22 protein-coding genes are annotated in these 25,458 nt (G+C 55.2%); 18 read left to right on the top strand and 4 right to left on the bottom strand.

Features of this window, described 5'->3' with window-relative positions; translation table 11 throughout:
- The first annotated feature begins 42 nt into the window (after nucleotides 1–42).
- Nucleotides 43–1,683: a flagellar hook-associated protein FlgK gene (gene flgK, locus CWR52_RS03740; RefSeq protein WP_104948872.1), complete on the top strand. Its 1,641-nt coding sequence runs from the start codon at nucleotides 43–45 to the stop codon at nucleotides 1,681–1,683.
- 14 nt (nucleotides 1,684–1,697) lie between these two features.
- Nucleotides 1,698–2,651, top strand: a complete 954-nt coding sequence (flgL, locus tag CWR52_RS03735) for a flagellar hook-associated protein FlgL (RefSeq protein ID WP_021240765.1) — start codon at nucleotides 1,698–1,700, stop codon at nucleotides 2,649–2,651.
- Between the two features lie 75 nt (nucleotides 2,652–2,726).
- On the opposite strand, the gene CWR52_RS03730 is transcribed toward flgL, so the two are convergent.
- A complete protein-coding gene (locus tag CWR52_RS03730; RefSeq protein WP_045910194.1) occupies nucleotides 2,727–3,941 on the bottom strand; it encodes an MFS transporter in 1,215 nt (404 codons plus the stop codon).
- Nucleotides 3,942–4,086: 145 nt separating this feature from the next.
- Here CWR52_RS03730 and CWR52_RS03725 point away from each other — a divergent pair, with 145 nt between their 5' ends.
- A complete protein-coding gene (locus CWR52_RS03725; RefSeq protein WP_409337796.1) occupies nucleotides 4,087–4,989 on the top strand; it encodes a LysR family transcriptional regulator in 903 nt (300 codons plus the stop codon).
- A 47-nt stretch (nucleotides 4,990–5,036) separates the two neighbouring features.
- On the opposite strand, the gene rne is transcribed toward CWR52_RS03725, so the two are convergent.
- On the bottom strand, nucleotides 5,037–8,156 hold the full coding sequence (gene rne, locus CWR52_RS03720; RefSeq protein WP_104948871.1) for a ribonuclease E: 3,120 nt from the start codon (nucleotides 8,154–8,156) through the stop codon (nucleotides 5,037–5,039).
- Between the two features lie 572 nt (nucleotides 8,157–8,728).
- Between rne and rluC the strand changes: the two genes are divergently transcribed.
- Nucleotides 8,729–9,676, top strand: a complete 948-nt coding sequence (gene rluC / locus CWR52_RS03710) for a 23S rRNA pseudouridine(955/2504/2580) synthase RluC (protein WP_167467774.1) — start codon at nucleotides 8,729–8,731, stop codon at nucleotides 9,674–9,676.
- 132 nt (nucleotides 9,677–9,808) lie between these two features.
- Here rluC and CWR52_RS03705 read toward each other — a convergent pair whose 3' ends face one another.
- A complete protein-coding gene (locus CWR52_RS03705) occupies nucleotides 9,809–10,393 on the bottom strand; it encodes a Maf family protein (protein WP_104948869.1) in 585 nt (194 codons plus the stop codon).
- Nucleotides 10,394–10,533: 140 nt separating this feature from the next.
- On the opposite strand from CWR52_RS03705, the gene yceD reads away from it, so the two are divergent.
- The 14 genes from yceD (at nucleotide 10,534) to ptsG (ending at nucleotide 22,859) form a co-directional block, all read left to right on the top strand.
- Nucleotides 10,534–11,055: a 23S rRNA accumulation protein YceD gene (gene yceD / locus CWR52_RS03700; protein WP_014883375.1), complete on the top strand. Its 522-nt coding sequence runs from the start codon at nucleotides 10,534–10,536 to the stop codon at nucleotides 11,053–11,055.
- Nucleotides 11,056–11,071: 16 nt separating this feature from the next.
- Entirely contained in the window at nucleotides 11,072–11,245 is a 174-nt protein-coding gene (rpmF, locus tag CWR52_RS03695; protein WP_003857964.1) for a 50S ribosomal protein L32, read from the top strand.
- Between the two features lie 80 nt (nucleotides 11,246–11,325).
- Entirely contained in the window at nucleotides 11,326–12,360 is a 1,035-nt protein-coding gene (gene plsX, locus CWR52_RS03690) for a phosphate acyltransferase PlsX (protein WP_063621375.1), read from the top strand.
- A 6-nt stretch (nucleotides 12,361–12,366) separates the two neighbouring features.
- On the top strand, nucleotides 12,367–13,320 hold the full coding sequence (locus CWR52_RS03685; RefSeq protein WP_104948868.1) for a beta-ketoacyl-ACP synthase III: 954 nt from the start codon (nucleotides 12,367–12,369) through the stop codon (nucleotides 13,318–13,320).
- Between the two features lie 15 nt (nucleotides 13,321–13,335).
- A complete protein-coding gene (gene fabD / locus CWR52_RS03680; RefSeq protein ID WP_045910200.1) occupies nucleotides 13,336–14,265 on the top strand; it encodes an ACP S-malonyltransferase in 930 nt (309 codons plus the stop codon).
- A 12-nt stretch (nucleotides 14,266–14,277) separates the two neighbouring features.
- Nucleotides 14,278–15,012, top strand: a complete 735-nt coding sequence (fabG, locus tag CWR52_RS03675; protein ID WP_008500795.1) for a 3-oxoacyl-ACP reductase FabG — start codon at nucleotides 14,278–14,280, stop codon at nucleotides 15,010–15,012.
- Nucleotides 15,013–15,166: 154 nt separating this feature from the next.
- Complete coding sequence (acpP, locus tag CWR52_RS03670) at nucleotides 15,167–15,403, top strand: acyl carrier protein (protein WP_003857954.1); 237 nt, start codon at nucleotides 15,167–15,169, stop codon at nucleotides 15,401–15,403.
- Between the two features lie 91 nt (nucleotides 15,404–15,494).
- Nucleotides 15,495–16,736, top strand: a complete 1,242-nt coding sequence (fabF, locus tag CWR52_RS03665) for a beta-ketoacyl-ACP synthase II (RefSeq protein WP_045910201.1) — start codon at nucleotides 15,495–15,497, stop codon at nucleotides 16,734–16,736.
- A gap of 120 nt (nucleotides 16,737–16,856) precedes the next feature.
- Nucleotides 16,857–17,666 (top strand): aminodeoxychorismate lyase, encoded by an 810-nt coding sequence (pabC, locus tag CWR52_RS03660; protein WP_104948867.1) that lies wholly within the window; start codon nucleotides 16,857–16,859, stop codon nucleotides 17,664–17,666.
- Between the two features lie 2 nt (nucleotides 17,667–17,668).
- Nucleotides 17,669–18,691, top strand: coding sequence for a cell division protein YceG (yceG, locus tag CWR52_RS03655; protein WP_104948866.1), 1,023 nt, complete (start codon nucleotides 17,669–17,671; stop codon nucleotides 18,689–18,691).
- A complete protein-coding gene (tmk, locus tag CWR52_RS03650; RefSeq protein ID WP_045910204.1) occupies nucleotides 18,681–19,322 on the top strand; it encodes a dTMP kinase in 642 nt (213 codons plus the stop codon). The genes yceG and tmk overlap by 11 nt, the downstream gene beginning before the upstream one ends.
- Nucleotides 19,319–20,323, top strand: coding sequence for a DNA polymerase III subunit delta' (gene holB / locus CWR52_RS03645; RefSeq protein ID WP_104948865.1), 1,005 nt, complete (start codon nucleotides 19,319–19,321; stop codon nucleotides 20,321–20,323). Before tmk ends, holB begins: the two co-directional genes overlap by 4 nt.
- 10 nt (nucleotides 20,324–20,333) lie before the next feature.
- Complete coding sequence (locus CWR52_RS03640) at nucleotides 20,334–21,128, top strand: metal-dependent hydrolase (RefSeq protein WP_045910206.1); 795 nt, start codon at nucleotides 20,334–20,336, stop codon at nucleotides 21,126–21,128.
- 297 nt (nucleotides 21,129–21,425) lie between these two features.
- Nucleotides 21,426–22,859, top strand: a complete 1,434-nt coding sequence (gene ptsG, locus CWR52_RS03635; RefSeq protein ID WP_008500788.1) for a PTS glucose transporter subunit IIBC — start codon at nucleotides 21,426–21,428, stop codon at nucleotides 22,857–22,859.
- Between the two features lie 142 nt (nucleotides 22,860–23,001).
- Here the strand turns inward: ptsG and fhuE are convergent, their stop codons facing one another.
- Entirely contained in the window at nucleotides 23,002–25,191 is a 2,190-nt protein-coding gene (gene fhuE / locus CWR52_RS03625; RefSeq protein ID WP_104948864.1) for a ferric-rhodotorulic acid/ferric-coprogen receptor FhuE, read from the bottom strand.
- Nucleotides 25,192–25,458: the final 267 nt, after the last annotated feature.

Raw genomic sequence — 25,458 nt, 5'->3', positions numbered from 1 at the left:
CCTTCATCAGGACTCGTGTCTGAACGTATAAAAGGAACCCCCATGTCCAGTTTGATTAACAGCGCCATGAGTGGCCTCAGTGCTGCGCAGTCGGCACTCAATACCGTCAGTAATAATATTTCAAGCTATAACGTGGCAGGCTATACCCGCCAGACCACGGTGCTGGGCGCATCTAACAGCACGCTGACCGGCGGTGGCTGGGTGGGTAACGGGGTGTATGTCTCCGGTGTCCAGCGTGAGTATGACGCCTTCATCACCAACCAGCTGCGCGCCGCGCAGACGCAGAGCAGCGGCCTGACGACGCGCTACCAGCAGATGTCAAAAATTGACGATGTGCTCTCCGATACTACCAACTCGCTTTCCACTACCCTGCAGGATTTCTTTAAGAGCCTGCAAACGCTGGTGAGCAACGCGGAAGACCCGGCCGCGCGTCAGACGGTGCTGGGAAAAGCGGGCGGTCTGGTCAATCAGTTCAAAACCAACGATCAGTATCTCCGCGACCAGGATGCGCAGGTTAATACCGCCATCTCAAGCAGCGTTTCTCAGATCAACAACTACGCGGCTCAGATTGCCAATCTGAACGATCAGATTTCTCGTCTGACCGGTGTGGGCGCGGGCGCGTCCCCTAACGATCTGCTTGACCAGCGCGACCAGCTCGTGACTGAGCTCAATAAAATCGTGGGCGTGGAAGTCAGCGTGCAGGATAGCGGTACGTATAACATCTCTTTCGGCAATGGCTACAGCCTGGTACAGGGCAGCAAAGCGAACCAGCTTGCGGCCGTGAAGTCCAGCGCTGATCCTTCCCGTACCACTATTGCCTATGTTGACGACGTGGCGGGGAATGTCGAGATCCCGGAAAAGATGATCACCACCGGTTCTTTGGGCGGTTTAATGACCTTCCGCGCTGAAGACCTGGATAAGGCCCGCAATACCCTGAACCAGATGGCGCTGGCCTTTGCCGATTCGATGAACACGCAGCATGAAGCCGGTTTTGACGCTAACGGTGATGCGGGCGGTAAGCTGTTCAACTTTGGTTCTCCGGCGGTGCTGTCCAACAGCAAGAACGGCGGATCGGCGGTTGTTACGGCCTCTGTGACAGATAGCAAACAGGTCCAGGCGACAGACTATAAGCTGCAGTTCAACGGCACTGACTGGACGATCACCCGTACATCAGACAAAACCAGCTTTACGATGAGCCCGGATGCCAGCGGCAATCTGTCGTTTGATGGTCTTAACGTCAACGTGAGCGGCACGGCAAATACCAAAGACAGCTTTACCGTGAAGCCGGTTTCCGACGTCATCATGAACATGGATCTGGCGATCAGCGATGAGTCCAAACTGGCGATGGCGTCGGTGCAGAACGGCGGCGAAAGTGATAACCGTAACGGCCAGAAACTGCTCGATCTGCAAAACGCGAAAGTCGTGGGGGGCAACAAAACCTTCAACGATGCCTATGCCTCTCTCGTCAGTACCGTCGGTAGCTCAACGGCGTCACTGAAGGTGAGCAGCCAGACGAAAGCGAATGTGGAAACACAGTTAACCAAACAACAGCAGTCCATCTCAGGGGTAAACCTCGACGAAGAGTATGGCAATTTGCAGCGTTATCAGCAGTATTACCTTGCCAACGCGCAGGTGTTACAAACTGCTAGTACGCTCTTCGACGCAATTATCAATATTCGCTAAGGTTGAGGTGAACAATGCGTATTAGCACCCAAATGATGTACGACCAGAACATGCGGGGGATCACCGATTCCCAAAGCAAATGGTTAAATTACGGGGAACAAATGTCCACCGGTAAGCGTGTCAATCGTCCGTCGGACGATCCTATCGCGGCGTCGCAGGCGATTGTTCTATCACAGGCTCAGGCGCAGAATAGCCAATTTGATCTTGCGCGTACCTTTGCAACGCAGAAAGTATCGCTTGAGGAGAGTGTCCTTTCACAGGTTACAACGGCCATTCAGAGCGCTCAGGAAAAAGTCGTTTATGCGAGGAACGGGACATTAAGTGACAGCGATCGGGCATCTCTGGCGACAGACCTGCAAGGCATACGCGATCAGCTTATGAACCTCGCCAACAGCACTGACGGTAATGGAAGATATATCTTCGCAGGGTATAAGACGGAGAATGTCGCTTTTGACCAAACCAGCGGCAATTATATCGGTGGTACTACCCCGGTTAACCAACAGGTGGATTCTGCACGAAATATGCAAATCAGCCACACTGGCACAGAGGTTTTCGCCACGTTTACCAGCAATGCAACACCGGAGCCGGGTGGTGGAACACCTGAAAAGAATTTATTCAAGATACTGGATAATGCTATCACCTCGTTGAACACACCGGTCGGTGACGATCAAGCGAAGGTCGATCAGGAAAATGCAGCTATTGATGCTGCGAACCGGGGGTTGCGTAACTCGCTTGATAATGTATTAACTGTACGGGCCGATTTGGGTACCAAACTTAACGAGCTGGATAAACTGAACACGCTCAGTAACGACCGGTCACTCGCACAGACTTCGCAAATGAGTGACCTTGTGGACGTTGACTGGAACGCAGCGATTTCCTCTTACACCATGCAGCAGGCGGCCTTGCAGGCGTCTTATAAAGCGTTTAGCGATATGCAGGGCATGTCTCTGTTCCAGCTGAACAAATAACATCTTGACCTCTTGGAACATGTCTTGAAACTGGGCATGTTTTACTGCCCAATCCGTCTGGATTGGGCATTTTTTTTATGCGGCTTCCGCCGGTACGGAGGCGACACGTGCGCTTTCTATCAGACGGATGGCCAGCGCAATGACGCCACAGACGGTGGCCAGTGCGACTACGCCCGTCCAGCCAGCCAGCGAGTAGATATTGCTGCCTAACGCGGACCCCAGCGCCATCCCGATAAAGACCACCGTAAAGAGCAGGGCGTTGAGACGACCACGCGCCTGCGGTTCAAGGCTGTACACCAGGTTCTGGTGGGCGACCAGGCTGGACTGCAAGCCCAGGTCGAACCCGACGGCAGAGATGGCGATCAGCATCAGCTGTCCATGAACGCCCAAGGCGGGCATCAGGAACATCAGGGCGAAAGAGACGGTCACAAGAACGGCACCAAGCTGCGTGACTTTTCCTGCCCCCAGTTTGTCCGCCAGCCCCCCCGCCAGTGGGGCAGCTAACGCACCCGCGGCACCGGCAATACCAAAACCACCTGCGACGGCACTACCCAGGTGGTAGCGTTCCAGCAGCATGACCGCAAGCGTTGACCAGAAGGCGCTAAAGGCAATCGACAGGAAACCCTGAGCCAGCGCCGCGCGGCGCAGCGCCGGATAGCGACGCCACAGGTGTTCCATCGAGCGCATCAGCGCGGGGTAGCTCAGCGTGGAGTGAATGGCAAAACGGGGAAGTACAAACCACATCATCACCCCAATGAACGCAATGCTCGCCGCCGCCAGTTGGTACATGACGCGCCAGCCAAACGCTTCGCCCACCACACCGCTTACGGTTCTGGATAATAAGATACCCATCAGCAGGCCGGTCATTACCGTGCCCACGGTTTTCCCCTGTTTACCTTCCGGTGCGAGAATGGCCGCGGCGGGGACGATATCCTGCGCCATGGTGGCGGCCATGCCGATGAGCAAGCTTGCCAGCAGAAGAGAATGGATCTGCCCGGTCAGGCTACAGCCGAGAAGAAACAGCGCCAGCGCCGCGCTTTTGATCAGAATTAATGTCCTGCGGTCGTGGCGATCGCCCAGAGGAAGCAGGAACAGAATGCCGAGCGCGTAGCCTGCCTGCGTTAATGTTGGCACCAGGCCCATACCTTCAATGCTCAGATGCAGGTCTGCACCCATCAGCGGCAGGAGGGGCTGCGCGTAATAGATTGATGCCACGCTGAAGCCCGCCCCCAGAGCCAGCATAAAAATCACCCAGCGGCTTACTGCATGGGGAGTCGTTGTTGTGTTCATAAGTTGTTCCTCATTCGTCGTGTGCGGCTATTTTTTATCAGTACGCCTTGCGACGGTAGCGGGCCCGGTGGTAAAACGCTTATACGTTAAACGTATAACTGAAAATGCGATGAAAAGAGCTGAGCGTATAGATAGGGTTGAGCTAATGCGGACGTTTGTGCGCATTGTCGAAGCGGGTTCGCTTTCTGCGGCGGCACGGCAGCTGGCGACAACCCAGGCCACGGTAAGCCGACGGTTGCAGTCGCTTGAAACCATGCTGGGTGTGCGCCTGATGTTGCGCACCACCCACACGACGCGGCTAACGGATGACGGCGAGCGCTGCTATCAGCACGCCCGTCGGGTGATCGACAGCTGGCTGGCGCTGGAAGATGAGGTGGGGCAGACGGAAGATGAGCCGGTAGGCGTGCTGCGGGTGCGCGCTCCCCACGCGTTTGGTCAGGATCAGCTTCTGAAACCCGTAACCGAATTTTTGCAACGCTATCCTCAGCTTTCGATTGAGTGGATGCTCAACGATCGGTCGGCAGATTTTCTCGGTGACAATCTTGACTGCGCTATTCGGGTGGGTGTGGAGGTCGATCCGGCGACCGTATCCGTGCTGCTGGCGGAAGTGCCTCGCTCGGTGGTGGCCGCGCCAGCTCTGCTGGCCCGCTTCCCGGCGGTGAATACGCCGGAGGATTTGCAGCAGTTTCCCTGGATAGCCATCAGCTCTTTCTACCAGCGCCACGTGGAGCTATTTCACGATGCTTCGCCCGCCACCGCGCGGATTGCTATTACGCCACGCCTCAGCACCGACAGCCTGTATGTTGCACGCAATACGGCACTGACCGGGCTCGGTGTGGCGGTCGTATCAAGCTGGACGGTACAGGATGATATTCGGGAAGGGCGGCTGGTGCATTTGCTGCCGGAGTGGCAGCCAGCGGCGCTACCGGTGCATCTGGTCTATCCCTGGTCCCGTTATTATCCGGCACGCTTGCGGCGTTTTCTTGAGCTGATGCGGCAGGTCATGCCGGAGGTGACCGGGATGAGAAAGCCGGTGCAGCAGCCATAAAAAAGCCGACCCAAGGGTCGGCTTTTTACTTTCAGCGTTGTTTGTCGTTATTCGACAGACTGTGGACGCGTTGCCGGTGCAGTCGCCTGATGCGTTGCACTGTGACCACCGGCTGCGCCTTTACCTTCGAAACTGAAGGCCGGGCGAACCCAGTCGCTGTGACGCGGGGCTTCTGGCACGTAATCCGGTGCCGGAGCGCGGGTCATCGGTGCTGTCGCCACGTGGGCAGCGGCTGGCGCAGAAACAACCGGCTCAGGTTTCACTTCATGCGCTTTCGGTTCTTCAACAACCGGTTCAACCTCAATCTCAACGTCCTGAACGATTTCTTCAGTGGTCGTTTCGACGATGGCTTCAGCGGTGTCTTCCACGGCGGCTACAGGTTCAGCTTCTTCAGCGATTTCCTCAGCCACCACCACATCTTCTTCAGCAATAAGCTGCGGTGCGGCATCAACCGGCGCGGCAATCACTTCCGGATGCGTGGTTTCGACCTCAGCTGCCTGAGGTGCTTCCGCTTCAACAACCTGAGGTTCAACCACGGTTGCCGCTTCAGTCACGACCTCTTCTACCGCTGCCGCAGGTGCAATGATCTCTTCCGCAACTGGCTGTTCTTCAACAACCTGCTCCGGACGCGCTACCGGGTAGCGGATCCAGACTTTGCCGGAAGCCATTTCTGGCGAAGCACAGGCAATGGTCAGCGGCATTGGCGACTGAGTCGGGTAACGCTCGTCACGATAGCGGCGACGGCGCTGACCGCTGACGCGCAGATGACGTGGGGAACGACGTGAACGGCGCGGCATGCCGGCGTTATCACGGTTTTCACCGTTTTCATCCTGCTCAACGTTGTTATCAACGACCGCTGGCAGGTCAACTTTTGCCAGCTGTGTGCCGGTTGCGCTCTCGCGGGTTTCAACCGCGACGATTGCTGACTCTTCGGTTGCTTCGGAGGCGAAGCGAACTTTCTGAGCAAGCTGGCGCTGCTTACGACGCGGCATGACCTGAGTACGTTCTTCCTGCTCGCCGTCCTGCTGTTCAACAGGCTCTTCGCGGTTCAGGTTTTTGACTTCCTGCTGTGCCTGACGCTTCTCGTCGTTACGGCGACGGTTGCGTTCACGGCGCGGCTGCTGGTCGTCACGCTGTTTGCTCTTCTCAGACTCATCGCCCGCCTGCTGGCGAATTTCACGATCTTCAACATTCTGCTGCTGTTTCTCGCGACGGTTGCGGCGGTTGTCTTCGCGTTGCTCACGGCCTTCGTTATTGTCAGAGCGGTTGTCACGGTTGTCACGACGCTCGTTGCGCTCATTACGATCGCTACGGTCATTACGGTCGCGGCGGTTGTTCTGACGCTTACGGCGGTCCTGCTGACGTTCAGGCTTGGCTGCTTTTGGCTCTTCTTTCGGCTGCTCTGGCTGAACTTCCTCACCGGCAAACATCTTCTTCAGCGCGCCGAAGAAGCGGCTCAGCAGACCCGGCTGCGCTGGCTGGGCTTTCGCTGCCGTCGCTTCTGGTTTCTGCGCCGCAGGTTTGGCCGCTGGTTTTTCCAGGGCGGCTTCCGGTGGGGCTTCTGGCATGATGAAGGTCGCTAACGCAGGCTGCTCTGGCAGCTTACGCTCTGCTGGCTCGTCATCAGATGGCAGGGCCATCTCTTCTTCGTGCAGCTTCGGCAGCAGGTAGCTGAGCGTTGACGTCTCTTCGCCTTTACGGACACGTAGCACGTGGTAGTGCGGGGTTTCCATCTGATCGTTTGGCACGATGATGCAGCGAACACCGCCCTGACGCGCTTCAATGGCACTGACCGCAGCACGTTTTTCGTTCAACAGGTAGGACGCAATTGGCACAGGCACAATCGCGTGAACCTCTTTGGTATTCTCTTTCAGCGCTTCTTCTTCAATCAGACGCAGAATCGAGAGGGACAGCGATTCGTTATCACGCACGGTACCGGTGCCGGAGCAGCGTGGGCAGACGTGATGGCTGGACTCACCCAGCGATGGGCTCAGACGCTGACGGGACATCTCCAGCAGGCCAAAGCGTGAGATATGGCTAATCTGAATACGCGCCCTGTCCTGACGCACCGCTTCGCGCAGACGGTTTTCTACCGCACGCTGGTGACGTACAGGGGTCATGTCGATGAAGTCGATAACAATCAGACCACCCAGGTCACGCAGGCGGAGCTGGCGGGCGATTTCATCAGCGGCTTCAAGGTTGGTGTTGAAGGCGGTCTCTTCGATATCGCCACCGCGCGTTGCGCGAGCGGAGTTGATGTCGATAGCGGTCAGCGCTTCAGTGGTATCGATAACGATAGAACCGCCGGATGGCAGACGCACTTCACGCTGGAAGGCGGATTCAATCTGGGATTCGATCTGATAGTGGCTGAACAGCGGGATTTCACCGGTGTACAGTTTAATTTTGCTGGTGAAATCAGGACGGCCCAGCGCGGCGATGTGCTGGCGCGCCAACTCAAGCACTTTCGGGTTATCGATCAGAATCTCACCGATGTCCTGACGCAGGTAGTCACGGAAGGCACGCACGATCACGTTGCTTTCCTGGTGGATCAGGAACGGAGCAGGGCGGCTTTCCGCTGCTTTCTGGATGGCTTCCCAGTGCTTCAGGCGGAAGCTCAGGTCCCACTGCAGCGCTTCGGCGGATTTGCCGACGCCTGCGGTACGCACGATAAGCCCCATGCCGTCAGGCAGTTCAAGGCTTGCCAGCGCTTCTTTCAGCTCGGTACGGTCATCACCTTCGATACGGCGAGAGATACCACCCGCACGCGGGTTGTTTGGCATCAGCACCAGATAGCTCCCCGCCAGGCTGATAAAGGTTGTCAGTGCGGCACCTTTGTTGCCACGCTCTTCTTTATCAATCTGAACGATAACTTCCTGACCTTCACGCAGAACATCTTTGATGTTTGGGCGGCCATGGGCGTTGTAGTTTGCAGGGAAATATTCGCGGGCGATTTCTTTCAGAGGGAGGAAACCATGACGCTCAGCACCGTAATCGACAAATGCAGCTTCAAGGCTTGGTTCAATGCGGGTGATTTTGCCTTTGTAAATGTTCGCTTTTTTCTGTTCGTGTCCAGGACTTTCGATATCCAGATCGTACAGGCGCTGCCCATCCACAAGGGCGACACGCAACTCTTCTTGCTGAGTTGCGTTGATTAACATTCTTTTCATCGTAACTTACTCGTTATTCTTACATTGACGACAAAGCTGCGGGCAAGGTGACGCTTTCCGGGGTATGAACCGATGGCCTCGTGTCTGTTCACGTCGCCAACCTCACGGTTGTCGCTCGCTTAAGAGGCGCAGAGTGTCGGTTGCCTGTATTTCATACGGAAACACAGCGCAATTATCAGGGGAATTGCCTGGGTAGAACTCTCCAGAGAACAATCCTTATACCGGGAAGTACTGCAACCCGCAGCCCGCTAACTGCCTGAAAGATCAATACGTCTTACGCCATTGCTGCGTGGATGATCGGTCAGACAAAATTGGTCATTCCGTCAACATCCTTACAAAACCTGGATTAAACACGGAAAACGGATTCATTATTCCACTGCTCGCCGGGTTATAGCAAGATGACTTTTACCAATTATCACCCGGTTACTCACAGTTTCTTCACTTCAGAATGGCGATTGGTTTAATAACCACCAAATCGGTTGCGCGAAACGGGGGACAGGCCGGATAAAAGTAAATATAAGCATAGAAAAATGAGTGGCGCTAATGGCTGTCGATATTTAGAATCGCCAACCATGAAAACAGAGACTCCAGCCGTAAAAATGGTTGCCATCGCCGACGATGAAGCGGGGCAACGTATCGATAACTTTTTGCGTACCCAGCTGAAAGGGGTGCCAAAGAGCATGATTTATCGCATCCTGCGTAAGGGCGAGGTGCGGGTTAACAAAAAACGCGTGAAGCCTGAGTATAAGCTCGAAGCAGGTGACGAAGTCCGTATTCCGCCGGTGCGCGTGGCAGAGCGTGAAGAAGAGACCGTTTCACCGAAGCTGCAGAAAGTGGCGGCCCTGAGCGATGTCATCCTTTACGAAGACGACCATATTCTGGTGTTGAATAAACCCTCAGGGACGGCTGTTCATGGCGGTAGCGGTCTGAGCTTCGGCGTGATTGAAGGGCTGCGAGCCCTGCGCCCGGAAGCGCGCTTCCTTGAGCTGGTGCACCGTCTTGACCGCGACACTTCAGGCGTACTGCTGGTGGCGAAAAAGCGTTCCGCGCTGCGTTCGCTGCATGAACAGCTGCGTGAAAAAGGGATGCAGAAAGACTACCTGGCGCTGGTTCGCGGTCAGTGGCAGTCCCATGTAAAAGTGGTGCAGGCACCGCTGCTGAAGAACATTCTGCAAAGCGGTGAGCGTATTGTCCGCGTGAGCCAGGAAGGGAAACCGTCTGAGACGAGTTTTAAGGTTGAAGAGCGCTATGAGTTTGCCACGCTGGTGCGCTGCAGTCCGGTGACCGGTCGTACCCACCAGATCCGCGTGCATACGCAGTTTGCAGGGCACCCCATCGCTTTTGATGACCGCTATGGCGACCGCGAGTTTGATAAGCAGCTGGCGGGGACGGGACTGTCGCGTCTGTTCCTGCATGCGGCAGCGCTGAAGTTTACCCATCCGAATACCGGTGAAGTGATCCGTATTGAAGCGCCGCTGGACGAGCAGTTGAAACGCTGTCTTAAGGTTTTGCGCGGCTAAGGTAAACGCAAAACGGCAACGAATGTTGCCGTTTTTAATGTTTGCTCCCTCTCCCTGTGGGAGAGGGCCGGGGTGAGGGCAGCAGGCCGCAGTGTAGTAGGCCCATGCAAGCGCAGCGCCACCCGGCGAAGGTCACATCATCAGCGGATTACACTCTTCTCGGCGTAACATCTGACACAAGGCAATCAGCGGTAACCCCACCAGCGTGTTGGGATCGCGACCGTCCAGCTTGTCGAACAGCGCAATCCCCAATCCTTCACTTTTAAAGCTCCCCGCGCAGTTCAGCGGTCGCTCACGGCGCACATAATCCATAATCTCTTGCTCGCTGAGATGACGGAAGTGTACGTCGAACGGCTCACACTCGGTTTGCAGATGGCCTGACGCGGAGTTATAGAGGGCCAGGCCCGTATAGAAGGTCACGATAGTACCGCGCGCACGCAGAAGCTGCTGGCAGGCATTTTCCTCAGTATGGGGTTTGCCGGTGATTTCGCCGTCCAGCACGCAAACCTGATCGGAGCCTATAATCAAATGCGAAGGATAGCGTGTGGCCAGCGATTGCGCCTTCTCTTTAGCAAGACGCGTCACCAGATGGCGCGGTGACTCGCCCGGCTGTGGCGTCTCATCCACCTCAGGCGCGGCGCATTCAAACGGGATCCCGAGCTTTTCCAGCAGCATTCGGCGGTAGGGAGACGTGGAAGCAAGGACGAGATTTGGCATATTTTTATCACCAGATATAGCGTATCGATGCCAGCCATTTTAAACTACAGGCCGCAATGTGTGCGAATAATTGGCAAAAGGCAGCTCTGGTTGCCTTTTTCTTTGACTCTATGACGTTACAAAGTTAATATGCGCGCCCTATGCAAAAGGTAAAATTACCCCTGACTCTTGATCCGGTTCGTACGGCTCAAAAACGCCTCGATTACGAAGGTATCTATACTTCCGATCAGGCTGAGCGTATTGCCGAATCCGTAGTCAGTGTGGACAGTGATGTAGAATGCTCCATGTCGTTCGCTATCGACAACCAGCGTCTCGCCGTTTTAACCGGTGATGCAAAGGTGACGGTAACGCTCGAGTGTCAGCGTTGCGGGAAACCGTTTGTACAGCATGTTCACACAACGTATTGTTTCAGTCCGGTTCGTTCTGACGAACAGGCTGAAGCACTCCCGGAAGCGTATGAGCCGATTGAGGTTAACGAATTCGGTGAAATCGATCTTCTGGCTCTGGTTGAAGATGAAATCATCCTCACCTTGCCAGTGGTTCCGGTGCATGATTCTGAACACTGTGAAGTGTCCGAGGCGGACATGGTCTTTGGGGAACTGCCTGATGAAGCGCAAAAACCAAACCCATTTGCCGTATTAGCCAGCTTAAAGCGTAAGTAATTGAGGAGTAAGGTCCATGGCCGTACAACAGAATAAACCAACCCGTTCCAAACGTGGCATGCGTCGTTCCCATGACGCGCTGACTGCAGTTACCAGCCTGTCTGTAGACAAGACTTCTGGTGAGAAACACCTGCGTCACCACATCACCGCTGACGGTTTCTACCGCGGCCGCAAGGTTATCACTAAGTAATCACGCGTCAGCGTGATTAGGCTTAGTGAGGAGCTCCCCGTGCAAACGGGGAACTTACCGAACCAGGCTGCGACGATACCTTGACACGTCTAACCCTGGCGTTAGATGTCATGGGGGGAGATTTTGGCCCTTCCGTGACAGTGCCTGCAGCATTGCAGGCACTGAATTCTAATTCGCAACTCACTCTTCTTTTAGTCGGCAATCCCGACACAATCACGCCATTACTTGCAAAAGCTGACTTTGAACAACGTTCACGTCTGCAGATTATTCCTGCGCAGTCAGTTATTGCCAGTGATGCCCGACCCTCGCAGGCGATTCGTAACAGCCGCGGCAGCTCGATGCGGATAGCGCTGGAGCTGGTGAAAGAAGGTCGAGCCCAGGCTTGCGTTAGCGCGGGAAATACCGGCGCGCTGATGGGGCTGTCGAAATTATTGCTCAAACCGATTGACGGTATTGAGCGCCCGGCGCTGGTGACGGTGTTGCCGCATCAGCAGAAGGGCAAGACGGTAGTGCTCGATTTGGGCGCGAACGTCGATTGTGATAGTACAATGCTGGCTCAGTTTGCCGTCATGGGATCGGTGCTGGCAGAAGAGGTGGTCGGGATCAACACTCCCCGTGTTGCGTTACTGAACATTGGTGAAGAAGAGACCAAAGGCCTGGACAGCATTCGCGAAGCAGCTGAATTGCTCAAACAGGTTCCCTCCATCAACTATATTGGTTATCTCGAAGCCAATGAGTTGTTGACGGGTAAAACGGATGTTCTGGTGTGCGATGGCTTCACCGGGAACGTGACGTTGAAAACCATGGAAGGGGTCGTGCGGATGTTTCTTTCTCTGCTGAAATCACAGGGAGAGGGCAAAAAAAGCGCCTGGTGGCTGATTTTATTGAAGCGTTGGTTACAAAAGAGCCTGACGCGGCGATTCAGTCACCTCAACCCCGACCAGTATAATGGCGCCTGTCTGTTAGGATTGCGCGGCATCGTGATTAAGAGTCATGGCGCCGCCAATCAGCGAGCATTTGCTGTCGCGATTGAACAGGCAGTGCAGGCGGTGCAGCGACAAGTCCCTCAGCGGATTGCCGCTCGCCTGGGATCTGTATTAGCTAAAAGTGACTGAGCGTACATGTATACGAAGATTTTAGGTACCGGCAGCTACCTGCCAAAACAGGTGCGTACCAACGCCGATCTGGAAAAAATGGTAGATACGTCTGACGAGTGGATTGTCACGCGCACAGGTATCCGTGAACGTCGTATTGCCGCGCCAGACGAAACCGTGTCGACCATGGGTTACGAAGCCGCACAGCGTGCTATCGAAATGGCGGGCATTGATCAAGAACAGATTGGTTTGATCGTGGTGGCCACGACGTCTGCCACGCATGCTTTCCCAAGCGCGGCGTGCCAGGTGCAAAACATGCTCGGTATTAAGGGTTGCCCGGCGTTTGACGTCGCTGCCGCATGCGCAGGTTTTACCTATGCGCTGAGCGTAGCCGATCAGTACGTGAAGTCCGGTGCCGTTAAATATGCGCTGGTGATCGGTGCTGACGTGCTGGCGCGTACCTGCGATCCGACCGATCGCGGAACGATCATTATTTTTGGTGATGGTGCGGGTGCGGTGCTGCTGGGGCAGTCCGAAGAGCCGGGTATCATCTCTACGCATCTGCATGCTGATGGCAGCTATGGCGAACTGTTGACCCTGCCTAACGCCGATCGCGTAAATCCGGACAACTCGATTTACCTGACCATGGCAGGGAACGAGGTGTTCAAGGTGGCGGTGACTGAGCTTGCACACATCGTTGATGAAACGCTGGAAGCGAATAACCTTGAACGCTCCGCCCTCGACTGGCTGGTGCCGCATCAGGCGAACCTGCGTATCATCAGCGCAACCGCGAAAAAGCTGGGCATGTCGATGGATAACGTTGTGGTGACGCTGGATCGTCACGGCAACACCTCTGCGGCGTCAGTACCGTGCGCATTTGATGAAGCGGTACGTGACGGGCGAATCAAACGGGGCCAGCTGGTCTTGCTTGAAGCCTTCGGTGGCGGGTTCACCTGGGGTTCCGCGCTGGTTCGTTTCTAGGATAAGGAATAAAAAATGACGCAATTTGCTTTTGTGTTCCCGGGGCAGGGCTCTCAAACCGTTGGGATGTTGTCTGAAATGGCAGCAACCTATCCGGTCATTGAAGAGACTTTCCGTGAAGCTTCTGATGCACTGGGTTATGATTTATGGGCGCTGACCCAGCAGGGGCCTGCCGAAGAACTGAACAAAACCTGGCAGACCCAGCCTGCGCTGCTAACCGCGTCCGTTGCGCTGTGGCGCGTCTGGCAGCAGCAGGGCGGTAAAGCGCCCGCACTGCTCGCAGGACATAGCTTGGGTGAATACTCAGCGCTGGTCTGTGCCGGTGTGATCGCGTTTGCAGACGCGGTTCGTCTGGTGGAACTGCGCGGTAAATTCATGCAGGAAGCAGTGCCAGAAGGCACGGGCGGCATGTCAGCCATCATCGGTCTGGATGATGCCGCGATTGCAAAAGCGTGTGAAGAGTCTGCTGAAGGTCAGGTTGTCTCTCCGGTTAACTTTAACTCGCCGGGCCAGGTGGTTATCGCCGGTCATAAAGAAGCGGTTGAACGTGCCGGTGCTGCCTGTAAAGCTGCTGGCGCGAAACGTGCGCTGCCACTGCCGGTCAGCGTGCCGTCCCACTGTGCGTTAATGAAGCCCGCTGCCGAGAAACTGGCGGTTGAGCTGGAAAAAATTACGTTTAACGCACCGACGATTTCCGTTGTGAACAACGTCGATGTGAAATGCGAAACCGCGCCGGAAGCTATCCGCGACGCGCTGGTTCGCCAGCTCTACAGCCCGGTACAGTGGACCAAAACCGTTGAGTTTATGGCCTCTCAGGGCGTTGAGCATCTGTATGAAGTCGGCCCAGGGAAAGTCCTCACCGGTCTGACAAAACGTATTGTTGACACCCTGACAGCCTCGGCGATTAACGAGCCGGAAGCGATGTCAGCGGCACTCTCGCAATAAAAGAGGAATACCATGAGTTTTGAAGGAAAAATTGCCCTGGTCACTGGCGCAAGCCGCGGTATCGGGCGTGCAATTGCTGAAACACTGGTTGCGCGCGGCGCGAAGGTGATTGGGACAGCAACCAGCGAGAATGGCGCTCAGGCTATCAGTGAATATCTGGGTGCAAACGGTAAAGGTCTGGTACTGAATGTGACCGAACCTGCATCTATCGAATCTGTTCTGGAAAATATTCGCGCAGAGTTTGGCGAAGTGGATATTCTGGTAAACAACGCCGGGATCACTCGCGATAACCTGTTAATGCGAATGAAAGACGACGAGTGGAACGATATTATCGAAACCAACCTGTCATCTGTATTCCGTCTGTCAAAAGCGGTAATGCGCGCTATGATGAAAAAGCGTCATGGTCGTATTATCACTGTCGGTTCTGTGGTTGGTACCATGGGAAATGCTGGTCAGGCTAACTACGCTGCGGCGAAAGCCGGTCTGATTGGTTTCAGTAAGTCGCTGGCGCGTGAAGTCGCGTCCCGCGGTATTACGGTAAACGTTGTTGCTCCGGGCTTTATTGAAACGGACATGACGCGTGCGCTGACTGATGAGCAGCGTGCGGGTACGCTGGCGGCAGTTCCGGCGGGTCGTCTTGGCGACCCTAAAGAAATCGCCAGTGCGGTTGCATTTTTAGCCTCTGACGAAGCGGGTTACATCACTGGTGAGACCCTCCACGTCAACGGCGGGATGTATATGGTTTAACCACGATGAAAAATATTTGCGTTATTAGGGCGAATGGCATCAAAATAACGTAAAATCGTGGTAAGAACTGCCGGGATTTAGTTGCAAATTTTTCAACATTTTATACACTACGAAAACCATCGCGAAAGCGAGTTTTGATAGGAAATTTAAGAGTATGAGCACTATCGAAGAACGCGTTAAGAAAATTATCGGCGAACAGCTGGGCGTTAAGCAGGAAGAAGTTGTGAACTCCGCTTCCTTCGTTGAAGACCTGGGCGCAGATTCTCTTGACACCGTTGAGCTGGTAATGGCTCTGGAAGAAGAGTTTGATACTGAGATTCCGGACGAAGAAGCTGAGAAGATCACCACCGTTCAGGCTGCCATTGATTACATCAACGGTCACCAGGCGTAAGTGAACATCTCCAGGCGGTCATTCGACCGCCTGAGTTTTATCTTTTTTAGTCCCACGAATCTCTTTTTTTATCCCTCCCTGGAGGACAAACGTGTCTAAGCGTCGTGTAGTTGTGACCGGACTTGGCATGTTGTCTCCTGTCGGCAATACCGTAGAGTCCACCTGGAAAGCTCTCCTTGCCGGTCAGAGCGGCATCAGCCTAATCGACCATTTCGATACTAGCGCCTATGCAACGAAATTTGCTGGCTTAGTAAAGGATTTTAACTGTGAAGAGATCATCTCGCGCAAAGAGCAGCGCAAGATGGATGCCTTCATTCAATATGGAATTGTCGCTGGCGTTCAGGCCATGCAGGATTCTGGCCTTGTGATTACGGAAGAGAACGCAACCCGTATCGGCGCCGCTATCGGCTCCGGGATTGGCGGTCTTGGCCTGATCGAGGAAAACCATACATCCCTGATGAATGGCGGCCCGCGTAAGATCAGTCCGTTCTTCGTTCCGTCCACGATTGTTAATATGGTGGCAGGTCACCTGACCATCATGTTCGGCCTGCGTGGGCCAAGCATTTCTATCGCTACCGCCTGTACGTCTGGCGTACATAACATCGGCCAGGCCGCGCGCATTATTGCGTACGGCGATGCAGATGCTATGGTTGCCGGCGGTGCTGAAAAAGCCAGTACCCCACTGGGTGTCGGCGGTTTCGGCGCGGCCCGTGCGCTCTCTACCCGCAACGATAATCCACAGGCGGCAAGCCGTCCGTGGGATAAAGACCGTGATGGCTTCGTGCTGGGCGACGGTGCGGGCATGATCGTACTGGAAGAGTACGAACACGCGAAAAAACGCGGTGCGAAAATTTATGCTGAAGTCGTTGGCTTCGGGATGAGCAGCGATGCGTACCACATGACGTCTCCTCCGGAGAACGGTGCAGGTGCTGCGCTGGCGATGGAAAACGCGATCCGTGATGCGGGTATTACCCCGGCTCAGATTGGCTACGTCAACGCGCACGGCACCTCTACACCTGCAGGCGATAAAGCGGAAGCTCAGGCGGTTAAGTCTATCTTCGGCGAGTCTGCCAGCCGCGTACTGGTGAGCTCCACGAAATCCATGACCGGTCACCTGCTGGGTGCGGCGGGTGCAGTAGAGTCAATCTACTCCATCCTTGCGCTGCGCGATCAGGCTGTTCCACCAACCATCAACCTGGATAACCCGGATGAAGGTTGCGATCTGGACTTCGTTCCTCACGAAGCGCGCCAGGTTAGCGGAATGGAGTATACCCTGTGTAACTCCTTCGGCTTTGGCGGTACCAACGGTTCTCTGATCTTCAAAAAGATCTGATCCTGACGTTCCGATCGCACTAAAAAAGGTCCGCTTGCCGGACCTTTTTTATTAAGGCTAATCTTCTTGTCGACTGCATGACATCCTGCCAGACTAGACGTCCACGCATAAGGAGCCACCATGTTTTTAATCAATGGCCTTGAGCAGGACACGCTGCCTGCCAGCGACAGGGCGGTACAGTTCGGGGATGGTTGCTTTACGACGGCGCGCATGCTGGATGGCCATGTTTGCTTTCTGGAAGCGCACATAAGACGCCTGCAGCATGGCTGTGAAAAGCTCATGATCCCCTTTACGCACTGGGACACCTTACGTCAGGAAATGTGCCAGCTCGCATCGGGAAAGCACAGCGGCGTACTCAAGGTTTTCATCAGCCGCGGCAGTGGTGGCCGGGGTTACAGCGCTGCATCTTGTCTCGCCCCAACGCGTATTCTTTCCGTGTCTGCTTATCCCGCGCATTACTCTCGCTGGCGAGAAGACGGCGTCACGCTGACGCTAAGCCCGGTACGACTGGGACGAAACCCAATGTTGGCCGGGATTAAGCATCTCAATCGCCTGGAACAGGTGCTCATTCGTACTCATCTTGAACAGACGGACGCCGATGAGGCGCTGGTCCTTGACAGCGAAGGGTTTGTTACGGAATGCTGTGCGGCTAATTTGTTCTGGCGACAGGGCAGGAACGTGTTCACCCCCGCGCTGGATCAGGCTGGCGTGAACGGCATAATGCGCCAATTTTGTTTGCAGCAGCTGGCACACTCTGACTTTCACGTTGTCGAAGTTAACGCAAAGGAAGAGGTGCTACAGACTGCTGATGAAGTCATCATTTGCAACGCGCTGATGCCTGTTGTGCCCGTTCGCGCCTGCGGCCAGCTACGCTGGTCGTCGCGCGAGCTGTTTCAGTTTTTAGCCCCGATATGTGAGCAAACCAGATAGTCATGAAAAAAATGTTGCGCTTTGTCCTTCTCCTCATTGTTGCGCTGGGCGTTGCTGGCGGAGCAGGCGTATGGAAAGTTCGCCAGCTGGCGGACAGCAAGATCCTGGTTAAAGACGAAACGATCTTTACCCTGAAAGCGGGAACCGGCCGCCAGGCGCTTGGGGAACAGCTCTACGGTGATAAAATTATCAATCGTCCACGGGTATTCCAGTGGTTATTGCGTGTGGAGCCTGAACTGTCACATTTCAAAGCCGGTACCTATCGCTTTACGCCGGGAATGACCGTCAGAGAGATGCTGCAGCTGCTGGAAAGCGGCAAGGAAGCCCAGTTCCCTCTGCGATTTGTGGAAGGGATGCGCCTGAGCGATTACCTCAAACAGCTGCGCGATGCGCCATATATTAAGCATACCCTGAAGGATGACAGCTATCAGACGGTGGCCGACGTGCTCAAGTTTGAGCACCCTGAATGGGTGGAAGGCTGGTTCTGGCCGGATACCTGGATGTATACCGCAGGCACGACCGATGTGGCGATCCTGAAGCGGGCGCACAAAAAAATGGTCGCTGCCGTGGATGCGGCCTGGGAAGGGCGAATGGAGGGGTTACCCTATAAAGATCAAAACCAGTTTGTCACCATGGCCTCGATTATCGAGAAAGAGACCGCCGTTGCCGCCGAGCGCGATCGGGTGGCGTCAGTATTTATCAACCGTCTGCGCATTGGCATGCGCCTGCAAACCGACCCTACCGTCATCTACGGCATGGGCGAGAGCTACACGGGCAAGATCTCCAGAAAAGATCTGGAGACGCCAACGGCGTATAATACCTACGTGATTAGCGGTTTACCGCCTGGTCCGATTGCCACGCCGAGCGAAGCGTCGCTGAAAGCCGCCGCGCATCCGGCGAAAACACCGTATCTCTATTTTGTGGCTGATGGAAAAGGGGGACACACCTTTAACACCAACCTTGCCAGCCACAATCGCTCTGTTCAGGACTATCTGAAGGCACTTAAGGAAAAAAATGCGCAGTAAATACATTGTCATTGAGGGACTCGAAGGGGCGGGTAAAACCACCGCCCGCAACGTGGTGGTGGATACGCTGAAATCGCTTGGCGTCGCCGACATGGTATTTACCCGCGAGCCGGGCGGCACGCAGCTGGCTGAAAAGCTGCGCAGCCTGGTGCTGGACATTAAATCCGTTGGCGACGAAGTTATCACTGACAAAGCCGAAGTGCTGATGTTCTACGCGGCGCGTGTACAGCTGGTTGAGACGGTGATCAAACCCGCCCTGGCCGATGGCAAGTGGGTAATCGGCGATCGTCACGATCTGTCGACTCAGGCGTATCAGGGCGGTGGACGCGGTATTGACCAGACCATGCTGGCAACGCTGCGCAATGCCGTACTGGGGGATTTTCGTCCCGACCTGACGCTCTATCTGGATGTGACCCCGGAAGTGGGCCTCAAGCGTGCCCGCGCGCGCGGCGAGCTCGACCGCATTGAACAAGAGTCGTTTGATTTCTTTAACCGCACCCGTGCGCGCTATCTTGAACTGGCCGCACAGGACAGCTCCATTCGTACCATCGATGCAACGCAATCCCTGGATGAGGTGACGCGTGACATTCAGCAAACCGTGACGCAGTGGGTGCAGGAGCAGCAGGCATGAAATGGTATCCATGGTTGCGCCCGCACTTTGAACAGCTGATCGGCAGTTATCAGGCGGGGCGGGGGCATCATGCGTTACTGATTCAGGCATTGCCGGGAATGGGCGATGATGCATTGATTTATGCCATCACCCGTTTTCTGATGTGCCAGCAGCCGGAAGGGCATAAAAGCTGCGGCAAATGCCGTGGCTGTCAGCTGATGCAGGCGGGCACACATCCTGACTACTACACGCTTGAGCCTGAGAAGGGGAAAAGCGCGCTCGGTATCGATGCCGTGCGGGAAGTCAGTGAAAAATTGTACGAACACGCGCGGCTGGGCGGCGCTAAAGTGGTCTGGCTTAAAGACGCCACGCAGCTGACCGAGGCGGCAGCTAACGCCCTGCTGAAAACTCTGGAAGAGCCGCCGGTAAAAACGTGTTTTTTCCTCTCGTGCCGTGACCCGGGACGCTTGCTGGCGACGCTGCGCAGCCGTTGTCGTCTTCATCACCTGGCGGTGCCCCAGGAATCGTGGGCGCTGAGCTGGCTTGAGCGTGAGGTGACAACGTCACCTGAGAGTGCGCTGTCCGCCTTGCGCCTGAGCAGCGGTGCGCCCGCGGCGGCGCTGGCATTGCTGCAACCTGACGTCTGGTCGCAGCGAGAAACGCTTTGCCGGGCCGTCGAAATGGCACTCAATAACCACGACTGGCTAAGCGTATTGCCTGCGCTTAACAGCGATCAGGCCGTTGAGCGTCTGCACTGGCTGGCCTCGTTGCTGCTGGATGCCCTCAAAATTCAGCAAGGGGCAACGCTGCTGACCAACCCGGACGCGTGGACACTGGTGAGTACGCTGGCGAACCGCCTCTCAGGGACGATTCTTCATGCGATGCTTCATGAAATTTGCCAGAGTCGAGAACAGCTTTTAACCGTGACGGGTCTTAATCGCGAGCTTTTACTGACCGACCAGTTACTGCGTATTGAACACTACCTGCAACCCGGCACCACACCGCCGGTTTCCCATCTCTGAGAGAGACATTATGTTTTTAGTCGACTCACACTGCCATCTTGATGGCCTGGATTATCAATCCCTGCATAAAAACGTGGATGACGTGCTGGAAAAAGCCGCCGCCCGCGATGTGAAATTCTGCCTTGCGGTAGCGACGACGCTGCCGGGCTATCGCACGATGCGCGAGCTGGTGGGCGTTCGCGATAACGTGGTGTTTTCCTGCGGCGTACACCCCCTGAACCAGGATGAAGAATATGACGTTGACGATTTGCGTCGTCTGGCGGCGGAAGAGGGCGTGGTGGCAATGGGCGAGACCGGGCTTGACTATTTTTACACGCCGGAAACCAAACCGCGCCAGCAGGCGTCCTTCCGCAACCATATTCGCATTGGCCGCGAACTGAACAAGCCGGTTATCGTCCACACCCGTGATGCGCGTGCGGATACCCTGGCGATCCTCCGTGAAGAAAACGTGACGGATTGCGGTGGCGTACTACACTGTTTCACAGAAGACAGAGAAACGGCGGGTAAGCTGCTTGATTTGGGGTTTTATATCTCGTTTTCCGGGATTGTGACGTTCCGTAACGCTGAGCAGCTGCGTGATGCTGCACGTTATGTTCCGCTCGATCGCATTCTGGTAGAGACCGATTCTCCCTATCTGGCACCGGTTCCGCATCGCGGTAAAGAGAACCAGCCCGCGATGACGCGAGATGTGGCTGAGTACATGGCCGTCCTGAAGGGCGTCAGTATCGAAGAGCTGGCCCGCGTGACGACGGAAAACTTCTCCACGCTGTTCCATATTGACCCTGCCCGCCTGCAATCTGTCTGATACACCTGTTTTTTTTAGGCTCGTAATTAATAAATAAACCGAGTAAAGTTCACCGCCTCATTTGGGGCGGTGATGCTGTATTTAGACACATTCGGACATGCTTTTTGTAAATAACTGAAAGTTTTTCGACCGTCTTAAGCTGAAACGTGATAGCCGTCAAACAAACTCACAGGGAATTATTTTACTCTGTGTAATAAATAAAGGGCGCTTAGATGTCCTGTCCACGGCACGGTACTCCCCCCGGGCCAATGCGTGAAAGCGTAAAAAAAGCACAAATACTCAGGAGCACTCTCAATTATGTTTAAGAATGCATTTGCTAACCTGCAAAAGGTCGGTAAATCGCTGATGCTGCCAGTATCCGTACTGCCTATCGCAGGTATCCTGCTGGGTGTCGGTTCTGCTAACTTCAGCTGGCTGCCAGCCGTAGTGTCCCATGTGATGGCCGAAGCAGGCGGTTCTGTCTTTGCTAACATGCCACTGATCTTCGCGATCGGTGTGGCTCTGGGCTTCACCAATAACGACGGCGTATCTGCGCTGGCTGCAGTGGTTGCTTACGGCATCATGGTGAAAACCATGGCTGTGGTTGCGCCGCTGGTTCTGCATTTACCGGCAGAAGAGATCGCTGCGAAACACCTGGCAGACACCGGTGTTCTCGGCGGTATCATCTCCGGTGCGATTGCAGCGTATATGTTCAACCGCTTCTATCGCATCAAGCTGCCTGAGTACCTTGGCTTCTTCGCGGGCAAGCGTTTCGTTCCGATCATCTCTGGTCTGGCAGCGATTTTCACTGGCGTGATCCTGTCCTTCATCTGGCCACCAATCGGCTCTGCTATCCAGACCTTCTCTCAGTGGGCTGCTTACCAGAACCCGGTTGTGGCGTTTGGTATCTACGGCTTCATCGAGCGTTGCCTGGTGCCATTTGGTCTGCACCACATCTGGAACGTTCCATTCCAGATGCAGATTGGTGAATTCACCAACGCAGCAGGTCAGGTATTCCACGGCGATATCCCACGTTACATGGCGGGCGACCCAACTGCAGGTAAACTGTCTGGTGGCTTCCTGTTCAAAATGTACGGTCTGCCAGCAGCGGCGATTGCTATCTGGCACTCTGCGAAGCCAGAGAACCGTGCAAAAGTGGGCGGTATCATGATCTCCGCAGCGCTAACCTCGTTCCTGACCGGTATCACCGAGCCGATCGAGTTCTCCTTTATGTTCGTTGCGCCGATCCTGTACGTTATCCATGCGATTCTGGCGGGCCTGGCGTTCCCAATCTGTATTCTGCTGGGTATGCGTGACGGTACATCCTTCTCTCACGGCCTGATCGACTTCATCGTTCTGTCCGGTAACAGCAGCAAACTGTGGCTGTTCCCAATCGTCGGTGCGTGCTATGCCGTTGTTTACTACACCATCTTCCGCGTGCTGATTAAAGCACTGGACCTGAAAACCCCAGGCCGTGAAGATGCGACAGAAGACAGCAAAGCGGGCGCGACCAGCGAAATGGCTCCTGCACTGGTTGCCGCGTTCGGTGGTAAAGAGAACATCACTAACCTGGACGCGTGTATCACTCGTCTGCGTGTGAGCGTTGCTGACGTCGCGAAAGTAGACCAGCCGGGTCTGAAAAAACTGGGTGCAGCTGGCGTAGTTGTTGCAGGTTCGGGTGTACAGGCAATTTTCGGTACTAAATCCGATAACCTGAAAACCGAAATGGATGAGTACATCCGCAACAACTAAGTTGTGACCCCGGGGAGACTAAGGCAGCCGAATGGCTGCCTTTTTTATTCCTGCGGTTTGTGGTGCCGGGTGGCGGCTGCGCCTTACCGGGCCTACGTGATGGGTAGGCCCGGTAAGCGTAGCGCCACCGGGCTTCTGCCACTCAGAAGTCGTAGCTCGCGCTCACCGAGACGTTCAGCGGCGCGCCATAAACCACATAAGAGCCGACGTAATCGTAATACTCTTTGTCGAACAGGTTGTTGACGTTCGCCTGCACAGCAAAATCTTTGGTGACCTGATAACGGCTGAACAGGTTAACCAGCCCGTAGCTGCCTTGCTCCGCACGGGTACGGTCAGCCGGCGCGCCATCCACATCCGTCCACACCTTGTTTTGCCAGTTCACGCCACCGCCCACGGTCAGTTCCGGCAGCATTGGCAGTTGATAACGGGTGAACAACTTCATGGTTGTACGCGGCTGATCGGAGCTGACGGCGTTGCCATTCTTATCTTCCGCAATGTAGCGGGTCGCGCCGAAGGTCAGCTGCCAGTTATCGGTCAACGCGCCGTTGAGCTCGAACTCAATCCCTTTGCTCACTACGCCGTCCAGCGATTGGTAAATCGACTCACCGCTCGGCATATAGGTATACGTATTGCTTGCTACGTTATCTTGCTCAATGCGGAAAATCGCCAGCGAGGTGGTAAGACGGGTATTGAACCAGTCTGCTTTCACACCGGCTTCGTAGCTTTTGCCCGTAGTCGGGTCGAGATAGCGTCCGCTGGCGTCCCGCTTGTCCTGGGGCTGGAAGATAGAGGTATAGCTGACGTAGGTCGACCAGTCTTCATTGATGTCGTAGACCAGGCCCGCGTAGGGCGTCACGTCATCTTTGGTACTTTCCAGACGGGTGTCCGGGGAGCCCGCAGGGTTATAGCGAATGTTATAGTTGGTATAACGCGCGCCGAGGATCAGATGCAGCGGATCGGCCAGTGAGAAGCGGGCGGAGGTATACGCTGAGGACTGGCGAATGTCGTCCTGGCTGTAGAGTTTCCACGGCGTCCACTGCGGGTCGGCAATGTTACCGTTCCAGTTCTTAAAGTTACCCACATCAACCATGCCGTAAACCGCGTCAGGCATTGAATTGTCATAATGGTTACGCTGACGACTGAAGCTGCCGCCGAACATCATTTCGTGCTGACGGCCGAAGAGATCGAAATCGCCGCGCAGGAAAGCGTCCACGGCATCCTGTTTCCGTTCGCCACGGTTCCAGCCTCCGTAGCCAACCATGCCTGCACCAGTCTCTTTATCCGGATAACCGGACATATACATCAGCTTGCTGTCGAAGTTGGTCTCCGCGTGCATGCCGTTGACGTGTGCCTCCCAGCCGCTGTCGAAACGCTGGGTCAGGTTAGCGAAGATGCGGGTGCTGTCCTTGTCCGAGTAGGCCCAGTCAGGCGCGACGGTCTGGCTACGATTGTAATTGGTTTTGCTCCCGTCGCTGTACCAGGTTGGCAGACCGCCCCAGGTTGGGTCATCGGTGTTACTTTCCTGATACTCATACCCCACAGAGAGGGTAGTGCTGTCGGTGACATCCGCATCCATCACGCCGTAGAGGAATTTCTTCCGATAGTGGTAGTTATCCACGAAACTGTCGTTATCCTGATAACCCGAAATCAGGCGACCCCGCACCTTACCGGACTCCACCAGCGGCGCCTGCAGATCCAGCACGTAGCGCTGCTTGTCCCAGCTGCCGTAGCTGGCCGAGACATTCCCTTTGAATTCATTGCTGTCCGAATGCTTACGCACCATGTTGATGTACGCTGCCGGGTTGCCCGTACCGGACATCAGGCCGGTTGCGCCGCGTACCACTTCGATACGGTCGTAGATCGCGGTATCGGCGGCGGTATCGCCAAAGTTCCACACCTCGCTGATGGAGGTAGGAAGGTCGTCATAGGCGTAGTTGCTAACGAAGAACCCGCGTGAGTAAAACACGGTACGATCGCTGTCCTGCACCTGCGCCGTTACGCCCGTGGTGTTGGTTAACACCTGACCGATGGACTGCAGGTTCTGATCGGCCATGCGCTGCTGGCTAATCACGCTGACGGACTGCGGGATATCGCGGGGAACCAGCAACAGCTTCGTGCCGGTGGTGGTGGTTTTGACGCTGTAATCTCGCTCCTGACTTGCGGAAGGATCCTGCGTTTGGTCAAATCCGCCGTCAACAATAACGGTATCTTCGGCTGTTGATGCAGCGAAAGCGGCGGCTGGCGTCAGTGCCATAGCAATGCAGCCTGCCAGCAACGAAGGCGTTGCGACAGGCTGACGTTGCCCATCCCTGGTGTGATGAATGAAAGACATGATTAAACCCTTATGAACGATGAAGAGGGTATGCGTCAGTCCCACGGACGCGGGCTGGCGTCGTTTTCTATGTTAAAAATGCGCATGAAAATGCAAATGCGAAATATACGCATTGCTATTAATGCTGTAAACAGATGTGTCGACCGCAACTGAAATAATGTTTCAGCCCATTAAGGCCCGCGAGCGGTCACTCTTCACTCAGCTGATGAGCATTCAGGAAAGAAATCGAGGGAGGAGGTTGAAAGGACAGGAGAAACTCGCTCATAC

The organism is Enterobacter sp. SGAir0187, from assembly GCF_002952735.2.
GTDB lineage: Bacteria > Pseudomonadota > Gammaproteobacteria > Enterobacterales > Enterobacteriaceae > Enterobacter > Enterobacter quasiroggenkampii.
Note: the sequence above shows the minus strand (reverse complement) of the source record. Positions and strands in the feature narration are given on the sequence as shown.

Excerpts from the sequence above, each read along its gene's own strand:
- flgK (WP_104948872.1), top strand. The coding sequence starts at position 43 with ATGTCCAGTTTGATTAACAGCGCCATGAGTGGCCTCAGTGCTGCGCAG.
- flgL (WP_021240765.1), top strand. The coding sequence starts at position 1,698 with ATGCGTATTAGCACCCAAATGATGTACGACCAGAACATGCGGGGGATC.
- CWR52_RS03730 (WP_045910194.1), bottom strand. The coding sequence starts at position 3,941 with ATGAACACAACAACGACTCCCCATGCAGTAAGCCGCTGGGTGATTTTT.
- CWR52_RS03725 (WP_409337796.1), top strand. The coding sequence starts at position 4,087 with ATGCGGACGTTTGTGCGCATTGTCGAAGCGGGTTCGCTTTCTGCGGCG.
- rne (WP_104948871.1), bottom strand. The coding sequence starts at position 8,156 with ATGAAAAGAATGTTAATCAACGCAACTCAGCAAGAAGAGTTGCGTGTC.
- rluC (WP_167467774.1), top strand. The coding sequence starts at position 8,729 with ATGAAAACAGAGACTCCAGCCGTAAAAATGGTTGCCATCGCCGACGAT.
- CWR52_RS03705 (WP_104948869.1), bottom strand. The coding sequence starts at position 10,393 with ATGCCAAATCTCGTCCTTGCTTCCACGTCTCCCTACCGCCGAATGCTG.
- yceD (WP_014883375.1), top strand. The coding sequence starts at position 10,534 with ATGCAAAAGGTAAAATTACCCCTGACTCTTGATCCGGTTCGTACGGCT.
- rpmF (WP_003857964.1), top strand. The coding sequence starts at position 11,072 with ATGGCCGTACAACAGAATAAACCAACCCGTTCCAAACGTGGCATGCGT.
- CWR52_RS03685 (WP_104948868.1), top strand. The coding sequence starts at position 12,367 with ATGTATACGAAGATTTTAGGTACCGGCAGCTACCTGCCAAAACAGGTG.
- fabD (WP_045910200.1), top strand. The coding sequence starts at position 13,336 with ATGACGCAATTTGCTTTTGTGTTCCCGGGGCAGGGCTCTCAAACCGTT.
- fabG (WP_008500795.1), top strand. The coding sequence starts at position 14,278 with ATGAGTTTTGAAGGAAAAATTGCCCTGGTCACTGGCGCAAGCCGCGGT.
- acpP (WP_003857954.1), top strand. The coding sequence starts at position 15,167 with ATGAGCACTATCGAAGAACGCGTTAAGAAAATTATCGGCGAACAGCTG.
- pabC (WP_104948867.1), top strand. The coding sequence starts at position 16,857 with ATGTTTTTAATCAATGGCCTTGAGCAGGACACGCTGCCTGCCAGCGAC.
- yceG (WP_104948866.1), top strand. The coding sequence starts at position 17,669 with ATGAAAAAAATGTTGCGCTTTGTCCTTCTCCTCATTGTTGCGCTGGGC.
- tmk (WP_045910204.1), top strand. The coding sequence starts at position 18,681 with ATGCGCAGTAAATACATTGTCATTGAGGGACTCGAAGGGGCGGGTAAA.
- holB (WP_104948865.1), top strand. The coding sequence starts at position 19,319 with ATGAAATGGTATCCATGGTTGCGCCCGCACTTTGAACAGCTGATCGGC.
- CWR52_RS03640 (WP_045910206.1), top strand. The coding sequence starts at position 20,334 with ATGTTTTTAGTCGACTCACACTGCCATCTTGATGGCCTGGATTATCAA.
- ptsG (WP_008500788.1), top strand. The coding sequence starts at position 21,426 with ATGTTTAAGAATGCATTTGCTAACCTGCAAAAGGTCGGTAAATCGCTG.
- fhuE (WP_104948864.1), bottom strand. The coding sequence starts at position 25,191 with ATGTCTTTCATTCATCACACCAGGGATGGGCAACGTCAGCCTGTCGCA.